11 protein-coding genes are annotated in these 8,961 nt (G+C 56.0%); all 11 read left to right on the top strand.

Annotation, left to right across the window (positions count from 1 at the left end; all coding sequences use genetic code 11):
* The first annotated feature begins 322 nt into the window (after positions 1-322).
* The 11 genes from ACYVJT_RS14675 to ACYVJT_RS14625 all read left to right on the top strand — a co-directional run bounded on the left by ACYVJT_RS14675 (position 323) and on the right by ACYVJT_RS14625 (position 8,852).
* On the top strand, positions 323-739 hold the full coding sequence (locus ACYVJT_RS14675; RefSeq protein ID WP_343955848.1) for a GlxA family transcriptional regulator: 417 nt from the start codon (positions 323-325) through the stop codon (positions 737-739).
* Between the two features lie 86 nt (positions 740-825).
* The gene (locus tag ACYVJT_RS14670) at positions 826-1,719 is read left to right on the top strand and encodes an amidohydrolase family protein (protein WP_343955847.1); all 894 of its coding nucleotides are present in this window, start codon (positions 826-828) and stop codon (positions 1,717-1,719) included.
* A gap of 64 nt (positions 1,720-1,783) precedes the next feature.
* Positions 1,784-2,173, top strand: coding sequence for an ArsR/SmtB family transcription factor (locus tag ACYVJT_RS14665; RefSeq protein ID WP_343955846.1), 390 nt, complete (start codon positions 1,784-1,786; stop codon positions 2,171-2,173).
* Complete coding sequence (locus tag ACYVJT_RS14660) at positions 2,164-3,105, top strand: cation diffusion facilitator family transporter (RefSeq protein WP_343955845.1); 942 nt, start codon at positions 2,164-2,166, stop codon at positions 3,103-3,105. The genes ACYVJT_RS14665 and ACYVJT_RS14660 overlap by 10 nt, the downstream gene beginning before the upstream one ends.
* Before the next feature lie 140 nt (positions 3,106-3,245).
* On the top strand, positions 3,246-3,656 hold the full coding sequence (locus tag ACYVJT_RS14655; protein ID WP_343955844.1) for a cupin domain-containing protein: 411 nt from the start codon (positions 3,246-3,248) through the stop codon (positions 3,654-3,656).
* Between the two features lie 160 nt (positions 3,657-3,816).
* Positions 3,817-4,173, top strand: coding sequence for a GntR family transcriptional regulator (locus tag ACYVJT_RS14650; protein ID WP_343955843.1), 357 nt, complete (start codon positions 3,817-3,819; stop codon positions 4,171-4,173).
* Between the two features lie 13 nt (positions 4,174-4,186).
* Complete coding sequence (locus ACYVJT_RS14645; RefSeq protein ID WP_343955842.1) at positions 4,187-5,110, top strand: ATP-binding cassette domain-containing protein; 924 nt, start codon at positions 4,187-4,189, stop codon at positions 5,108-5,110.
* Complete coding sequence (locus ACYVJT_RS14640) at positions 5,110-5,874, top strand: hypothetical protein (protein ID WP_343955841.1); 765 nt, start codon at positions 5,110-5,112, stop codon at positions 5,872-5,874. The genes ACYVJT_RS14645 and ACYVJT_RS14640 overlap by 1 nt, the downstream gene beginning before the upstream one ends.
* Before the next feature lie 239 nt (positions 5,875-6,113).
* Positions 6,114-6,347, top strand: coding sequence for a cation transporter (locus ACYVJT_RS14635; RefSeq protein ID WP_343955840.1), 234 nt, complete (start codon positions 6,114-6,116; stop codon positions 6,345-6,347).
* 26 nt (positions 6,348-6,373) lie between these two features.
* Positions 6,374-8,383: a heavy metal translocating P-type ATPase gene (locus ACYVJT_RS14630; RefSeq protein ID WP_343955839.1), complete on the top strand. Its 2,010-nt coding sequence runs from the start codon at positions 6,374-6,376 to the stop codon at positions 8,381-8,383.
* Positions 8,384-8,426: 43 nt separating this feature from the next.
* Entirely contained in the window at positions 8,427-8,852 is a 426-nt protein-coding gene (locus tag ACYVJT_RS14625) for a cupin domain-containing protein (protein ID WP_343955838.1), read from the top strand.
* Positions 8,853-8,961 lie beyond the last annotated feature (109 nt).

Genomic DNA, 8,961 nt, shown 5'->3' with positions numbered 1-8,961 from the left:
TGCTCCGAGACGGCACTTTCTACCAAGACCCCACAGCCACAGTTACTGCAAAAAACTTCTCAGAAGCCGCTTGACAAAAACGATAGAGGCACCCCCCAGCAAAAATCGGTGCGTCCTCAGGCAATTTGTGCTGGACAACAACCACCGGGATCTCTGCCTGCTCAGCGGCATCCATGGCCTCGAGAATCCGGTTTAGGGACTCGTCGCGTGGCGGATACTGGATCTCCATTGGTCCCTCGAAGTACTCGCCCTGGACATCGCGTGCTTACACGTGGTTCGAACCCGCCTTGGAGCTGAAGCGGCAACTACGGTAGCTCGGCGTTTGGTTATTGCACCACACCGCGAAGGCGGCCAAGCCCAGTATATTGAGCGCCCCGTGGTTGACGACGCCATGCGTGACGGGCCGATCGGGGTCGCCATGGACTGGGCCATGCACCATCTCGGGGACACGCTGACCGTAGAGGTGCTCGCGGAGCAGGTGCAAATGAGCCCACGGAACTTCTCGCGGCGGTTCCGGGAGCATACCGGGGTCAGCCCGGCAAAATGGATTCTTGCGCGACGCCTCGGTGAGGCACGGCGCCTGTTGGAGACCACCGAGTTGTCGGTCAGTCAGGTGGCGCAAGCCTGTGGCTTCGCGAGTCCTGTGACGTTCCGCCAGAACTTTGTGCAGACCTACGGCACCACGCCCACCGCCTACCGGCACCAATTCACACAGCTCGAGGGATCTTCCCGTTTCTGATCTTGTGCATTCGCCAGTCGTCCGTGACTCGCTTCATTAGACTGTGCCAAGAGTGCGTGTTGTCAGTCTCACCATAGGAGTTTTCAATGAATCAGCTGGTCGCCCCAACCTCGGATGACGAGGTTCGCGGATATGTAGCAGCGCTCGGCCTCGATGGCCTCATCGATCTGCACGTGCATTTTATGCCGGATCGAGTGCAGCAAAAAGTCTGGGGCTTCTTCGACCGTCTCCCAGAAATGGGCGAACCCGCGTGGCCAATTCACTACCGCCACAGCGAAGCAGAGCGAGTGCAGATTCTGCGCGATATTGGTGTCACGGCGTTTAGCACACTGAATTATGCGCATCGTCCAGTGATGGCGGAATTCCTCAACGAATACTCGAAGAGGTTTGCCGCACAGCATGATGACGCCATTCACTCGGCAACGTTCTTTCCAGAGCCTGGCGCTGAGGGACTCGTTGCCCGAGTACTCGAAGAAGGTGCGCAGATCTTCAAAGTGCACATCCAGGTGGGCGCATTTTCGGCGCTTGATCCGCTGCTGGCATCCTCGTGGGAATTGATTGCGACCTCGGGTGTGCCGGTCGTCATCCATTGTGGCAACGGCCCGCACGAAGGCGAATTTACCGGACCGGAGCCGATCTATGAGCTGGTTGAACGCTACCCGGATTTGGTGTTGGTCATTGCCCATGCTGGTCTACCTGATTATCAAGCGTTTGCTGAACTGGCACGTCGGGCTCCGAATGTGTATTTGGATACCACGATGGTCGGGACCCCGTATATGGAGCAGGTTGCACCTATGCCGACCGGCTATCTCGACACGATGGCGCAGCTTGCAGACAAAGTGGTCTTGGGTACCGACTTCCCGACGATCCCGCATAGCTACAGTCATCAGCTCGAGGTGTTGCATAACTGGGGGCTTGGCGACGAGTGGATGCGCAAGGTGCTCTGGCATAACCCGAGGCAGCTTTTGAGGTTGGCGTGAGCTCGTCTGCGTCGCAGGCGAACCCCCCTTTACTTGAATCGTCATACAGGGCTATCATCGCTGTATGGCGATGAATAAAAATGTAGCACTGGACGAACTAGCGACAGAAGCCTATGCCCACCTGTTTCAGGCATTCGCAGACCCAGCCCGTCTCGCGATCCTGCAGCACTTGGCCTCGGGAGAGCATCGGGTGCGCGATTTGGTCGACCATATGGGTCTGGCGCAATCCACGGTGAGCAAACATCTGCGGTTTTTAGTGGAGTGTGGATTGATCACACCTCGGCCCGAGGGCCGTGCAACCTGGTACGCGTTAGCCGAACCTGCGCTGTTGAAAATTTTGATTGCCGCTGCTGAAAAAATGTTGGAAGCCACCGGCAACGCCGCGCAACTCTGCGTACATTTGCGCGATGCCGACGAGTCGGTCGTGCGGAAGTGGGGACGGGTATGGGCGTAGGTCATCATCATGGTCCATCGGTAGGCGAGTCGGGACAATCGCCGGATCACCGTAAAAAGCTGTGGATCGCGTTTGGCATCACCGTAATCATTGTGGTGGTTCAGCTGGTCGGTTCCATCGTCACCGGAAGCTTGGCGTTGCTCACGGATACAGTCCACGCCATAACCGATGCCTCCGGACTCTTGGTCGCGCTGATCGCAGCGACCTTAATGCTCAGACCGCCAACTGCAAAACGCACGTGGGGTTTCCGGCGCATCGAAGTCATTGCGGCGCTGGGGCAGGCGGCGTTGCTGCTGGCCATCGGTGTGTACGCCGCCATCGAAGGGATACGTCGACTCGTTGAACCGCCCGAGGTCCCTGCCGTTGAACTACTCATCTTTGGCGTGCTTGGGTTAGCTGCAAACATCGTCGCGATTGCAGTCCTGGCTTCAAGTCGCGGGGCGAACTTCAATATGCGAGCCGCGTTCCTCGAAGTGCTCAATGACGCGCTCGGCTCGGTAGGTGTCATTGTCGCGTCTATTGTCATTGCGACCACCGGGTTCCAACAGGCCGATGCTATCGCTAGCCTATTTATCGTCGCGTTGATCGCACCGCGGGCGTATGTGCTGATGCGCGAAACGCTTCGCGTGCTCATGGAATTCACGCCGAAAGGCCTCGACCTGGCAGCGGTACGTCGTCACATCATGGAGTTGGACCACGTCCTTGATGTGCATGACCTGCATGCGTCCACGGTAGCGACGGGGTTGCCCGTGTTGACCGCGCATATCGTCGTCAAAGATGAATGTTTTACCAGCGGGCACGCGGCAGAGCAGCTGCGGCAAGTTCAGACGTGCGTGACCGAGCACTTCGATGTGGCCATCCATCACTCGACATTCCAGATCGAAACCGCTGGCATTGCAGCACACGAGCCATCGGCCGTCAAGCATAACTAGCCATGTCTCGGCACTCGGGGCACCGTGGCGCGCGTCCTGTCTAGACGCAATCTGGTGCCTGTGTTGTCATGGAAACAGTGGGTTGCCAGGTGCGCAGCTCACTGCCAAAGCGCAATCGATGAAGTCGAAGGGACGCATGCATGACCGAGCTATCAGACCACGGACCAAACCCGTACGTAGTCGATATTGAACAAGCGACCTTAGAAAACGAGAACTACCGCACGACGTTATGGACCGGCAAAAATCTGCAGCTGACCGTAATGACCATTGCTGTGGGTGACGACATCGGACTGGAGGTGCACGGCCATAATGACCAGTTCTTGCGCGTGGAACAAGGCACAGGACACGTCCAAATGGGGCCGACAGAAGATGAGCTGAACTTCGACGAAGTGGTTGAAGACGACTGGGTCATGTGCATCCCTGCGGGCAGTTGGCACAACGTCACGAACGTCGGCGACGAGCCACTGAAGCTGTATTCCATCTATGCCCCGGTTGAACACGCACACGGCACTGTCCACGAGACCAAGGACGATGACCAGCATGACCACTAGCATGTGTTGCTAACAAGCGGCCCGAGGCGTCAGTACCGATCAGGTGCTGGCGCGTTTTTAATTTAACGAGTTGCATGTTCCTTGGTGCATTAGTACACTAATGAACCAGCGAGGTAATGTACCCGCGAAGCTATTTCACAAGTGTGGAAGGTGAGTTCTTATGGGTGATGGTCGTCCACTGTTTATACAAATCGCAGAGAAAATTGAGGCGTCGATACTCGACGGTTCGCTAGCCGAAGACGAGCAGGCACCATCAACGAATGAACTTGCTGTTTTTCACCGCGTCAACCCGGCAACCGCCGGCAAGGGAATCAATCTCTTGGTAGACCGAGGCATCTTGGTGAAACGACGTGGGCTGGGAACATTCGTTGCGCCCGGTGCGCGACAGATTGTACGCGGCGAACGTGTGGAGCAGTTTGCGCAGCATTATCTCGATCCCCTGCTGACGGAGGCAAGGGCAATTGGACTCGATACTCAAGCGGTGCTCGCGATGATTCGCGACCGCAATGCTTCCTAACCAAGGAGAAACCATGACTACCCCCGATACAGTCGAAAGTGTCAGGGCAATCGAAGCAAAAGGCGTCACTCGTCGTTTCAAAAATACCGTTGCCCTTGATAATGTCACACTGAATTTTGAAAAGGATAAAATCCACGGTCTGCTCGGCCGAAATGGTGCCGGCAAGACGACGCTGATGTCGGTCATGACCGCGCAGGACTGGCCCTCCGAAGGCGAGGTGCGAGTTTTCGGTCAGGTGCCGCACGAAAATGAGCAGGTGCTGCCAGATATTTGCTTCGTGCGTGAGGATCAGCGCTATCCCGAGGATGCACTGGCAAAACACGCGTTTGCTGCGGCGCGGTCCGCGTTTGAAAACTGGGACGAGACCTTTGCTAAGCAGTTGATCGACGATTTCCATGTGCCGATGAAGACTCCCATCAAAAAGATGTCACGCGGCCAGAAATCCGCAGTCGGCGTCATCATCGGATTGGCGTCACGGGCCCCGCTGACGGTATTCGATGAACCATATATGGGGCTGGACGCTGTGGCGCGGCAGTTATTTTACGATCTCCTGCTGCAGGACTATTCGGAAAACCCCCGCACCATCGTGGTCTCTTCGCATTTGATTGATGAGATTGCCTACCTTTTGGAACACGTCGTGGTCATTGACCAGGGCGACATCATGGTCGATGAATCGGCAGAGGATCTCGCCGACCGTGCCGTGACACTCGTGGGCCACGGTGATGCTGTCAGACAAGTGATTGGTAACCGCGAGGTGCTCAACCATGAAGAAATGGGCCGCATCGTGCGCACCACTGTGCTCGGCAAACTGTCTGCCGAAGAACGCCAGCTGGTTAACGAACTGGACCTTGATCTCATACCCGTATCCTTACAACAGCTCATCGTGCACATGACACGCAATAACGCCGAAGAGCACCGTGACTCGGAGGGTTTCTAATGACTACTACAACAACGCATTCACCTCAGACAAAACGCTCGAGCTTTGCTCGACTCCCGGCTGCGTTTCGACTGCAGTTTGCGGTCCCATGGACCTTCATCTGGTTACCCATGGCGATCTTTGTGATCGCCTGGGGACTCGGTGTCGGCATTATGGCGTTGATCGATTCGCAGATGACCGAGCGTATTCCAGCTGAAGAACCCATCAACGCAACCGGTTCGGCGCAGGCAGTCATTTGGTATTTAGCCTTTATGGCCGCCTACACGGCATCGCATACCTTCCCGTTCTCGGTGGCGCTGAGCTACAGTCGGCGCGTCTACCTGATCGGCACCTACCTCACGTTTGCTACGGTTGCTGTCGGCTACGGGCTATTCGCGATGCTGTTCTATTGGATTGAACGAGTAACCGACGGCCTTGGCCGTCACATGTATATCTTCGGGGCACCGTTCGTCGATGATGTTGGTGGCATGCTCGGGGTCGGAGCCTTCGGCGCCGTGATGGTGCTGTTCTTCATGTGCTTCGGATTCTTCTGGGCCATCCTGTATCGCAGAGTATCGATCCCGATCCTGTGGACCGTGATCATCGGTGTCATCGCCCTGATTCTCGGAGTGGTAGCCCTGGTGACGATCAACGAGTGGTGGCCAAATGTTGGTCTCTGGTTCGTCGATCAGACGGCCTTTACACTGGCCGGTTGGGGCTTCCTTGCCACCGTCCTGCTGGGCGGGCTCAACTATTGGCTCATTCGCAAAGCAACCGTAAGCTAGGTACGAGTTTGTCCAACGTTAGCGGTGTCCATAACTGGAATCATCCAGTTGTGGACACCGCTACTTGCGGTTCACTAGATTGCGAGTATGAGGCGATAAGTTGTCCCTTATTTGATGTTCAGCTCAAAAAATCCACGGCCTTGACGTACGTCAAGGCCGTTTTGCTGGAACATCCGTAGGATGAGAAACATCCTGAGGATAAGGATGCCGAACAGTAACGACTTACAGCAAGGAATGATATGGCTGCCACTACCAACACCCAAACACTTCTTCGGGCTGAAGGTTTTTCTTGCCCGTCGTGTGTGAACAAAATTGAGAAACGTGTCGGACGTATGAAAGGCGTCGAGCAGGTCAAGGTGCACTTCGCTACGGCACGCATTGAAGTTGAGCATGACGAATCCGAGGTATCCGTTGAGGATCTTGTCGCTGCTGTCGCCAAAGCCGGCTACAAGGCGACTCCCTCGCCGTTCTAACAGCAGATAAAGGAAGGCTTTTCTCGTTGAACTGGTTTCAAAAATGGTGGTACGGTAATTGGTCCGTAGCCGTGGTGTCCGGCCTGTTGATCATGCTCTCGTTCGCCGTGGAACACTTGGCCAATGGTGCATGGAACGTTACGGTGAGCCCACAATGGTGGGTTGATGCGGGGGAGCACGCCCATGGTTCCGGTCATGTGTTCACGTTGGCAAACCTCCTGATGCTGGCCGCCGCTGTCGTGGCTGGGTACAACATTGTTCTCAACGCCGTGCGCGCATTGGTAACCAAGATGATCAGTATTGATCTGTTGGTATCAGTTGCTGCCATCGGTGCAGTGATCATCGGCAACTTCTGGGAAGCCGCCGCGGTGACCTTCCTGTTTGCCATCGGCCACGCGCTCGAAGCGGCCACGATGAATAAGACGCGGTCTGCTTTGGCCGAGCTCGTTGCAGTCGCCCCCGACACCGCGGTGGTTGTGCGAGATGGTGAACAACAAGAAATTGCGGCGCATCAGGTGCGAATGGGTGAAATCGTACTGGTCAAGAATGGCGCGAAAGTGCCGGTTGATGGTCAAGTCGTTGCAGGGACCGGTGCTCTTGACGAGGCGTCTATCACCGGTGAATCCATTCCAGTGGAGAAAGCCAAGGGTGACCAAGTCTTCGCTGGAACAATATCGCGCAGCGGATTTCTACAAGTCTTGGCGACAGGCATCGGTGCTGATACGACACTTGCCCATATTATCCACCGTGTAGAAGAAGCACAGGACGCCAAGGCGAAAACTCAGGCATTTATTGATCGCTTCTCGACGTGGTACACTCCGGCAGTATTTATTCTCGCGCTGCTAGCAGGTCTGATAACCCAAGACGTCGTGCTGGCCCTGACCCTATTAGTTATCGGTTGCCCCGGAGCCTTGGTCATTTCCATACCCGTCGCTATTGTGGCCGGTATTGGGCGGGCCGCACGAAACGGTATTCTCATTAAAGGCGGCGAGTACCTTGAGACGTCCGCGAAGATTTCTGCTGTTGCCGTTGACAAGACAGGTACCCTCACCGAAGGCCGACCTGAGCTAACCGATATTGTTGTGCTGGCGCCCAATATGGAGCGTCTCGATGTTCTCCGCTGGGCCGCAGCAGCAGAGGCTGGTTCGGAACACCCGTTAGCGCGCCCCATTCTGGCCGCAGCAACCAAACAAGGTGTGGCACCGGTCGGGTTTCCCGGCGATGTCACACCCGTTGTAGGTAAAGGCATAGTCGCGGACGTGGATGGGAAACGCGTGCTGATTGGCAACGCCCCGCTGTTAGCACAATATGGCATCACCGACTATAGTGCCGCCGATGAGGCAGCGAATAAGCTGGCTGCAGACGGCAAGACCCCGATGATAGTGGCTATCGATGATGCCCTCATCGGAGTGCTTGCGGTTGCCGACCAAATTCGTGAAGATGCACCGAGAATGATAGCCAGCCTGCACGATGCCGGTGTGGACAAGGTGGTCATGCTGACCGGCGATACCCAACTGGTGGCGGAAGCTATCGGTAAGGCCACGGGCATCGATGAGATTCATGCATCCTTGTTGCCCGAAGACAAACTCGACGCAGTAGCGGCCATGCAGCGCGATGGGCATACCGTTGCCATGGTTGGTGACGGTGTGAACGATGCACCGGCCCTAGCAACCGCCAATATCGGTGTGGCAATGGGTGCGGCTGGCTCCGCGGTCGCCGTCGAAACCGCAGATATCGCACTCATGGGCGACAACTTGATGAAATTGCCCGAATCAGTCAGCCTCGCGAAGCGAACCGTCAATGTGATGCGACAGAACATCGTCATAGCCTTGGCGACCGTGGTGGCACTGTTGGTCGGCGTATTTGCTGGTGGAGTCACCATGTCGGTCGGCATGCTTGTCCACGAGGGTTCCGTGTTGGTCGTCATTTTGAATGCCATGCGTCTGATGCGGAACGACAAATACTCTACGGCGATGTCCAAAACTGAACGGAGCCCATCGGCACAAGCCAAGGGTCATCAGGCAGTGGACGCTTAAACGTTGGCGTCCACAATGTACAAAGATCAACAAGGAGGAGAACATGACAGAAAAACATTTTTCCATCGAAGGTAACATCGAACACTTCACGATCGCAGATATTGCCAACGAAAGCCCGGACTTCCGCAAAACACTCTGGACCGGCAAACACTCCCAGATTGTCATTATGACCGTGCCGGTCGGTGGCGAGATCGGAGATGAGGTGCACGAAAACACCGACCAGATCCTGACCTTTATTTCAGGTACCGGTGAGGCAGACCTCAACGGCGAGACGCACCCCATTGCCGCAGGAGACCAGTGCGCAGTCCCCGCCGGAGCCCAGCACAACTTCCGCAACACCGGCGACGAACCGCTGGTACTTTACACCATCTACTCGCCTCCAGAGCATTCGGCCAGTGCACAATACTCCACCAAAGAAGAAGCCGACGCGGCTGAAGCCTCAGGAGAAGACGCCCCACCGCAAGCCTAAGCGCACCGTTTGCCTAGTACTACAGTCGCTTTTATTTTTGGTGGTGTCGGCGGTTTAATCGGACAGTGCTGAAATGTCGTGTTAATTCTGTCGTATGAGTGAGAATATT

The sequence above is a fragment of the Yaniella soli genome (assembly GCF_054782375.1).
This window is presented reverse-complemented; position numbering and strand designations above follow the sequence as displayed.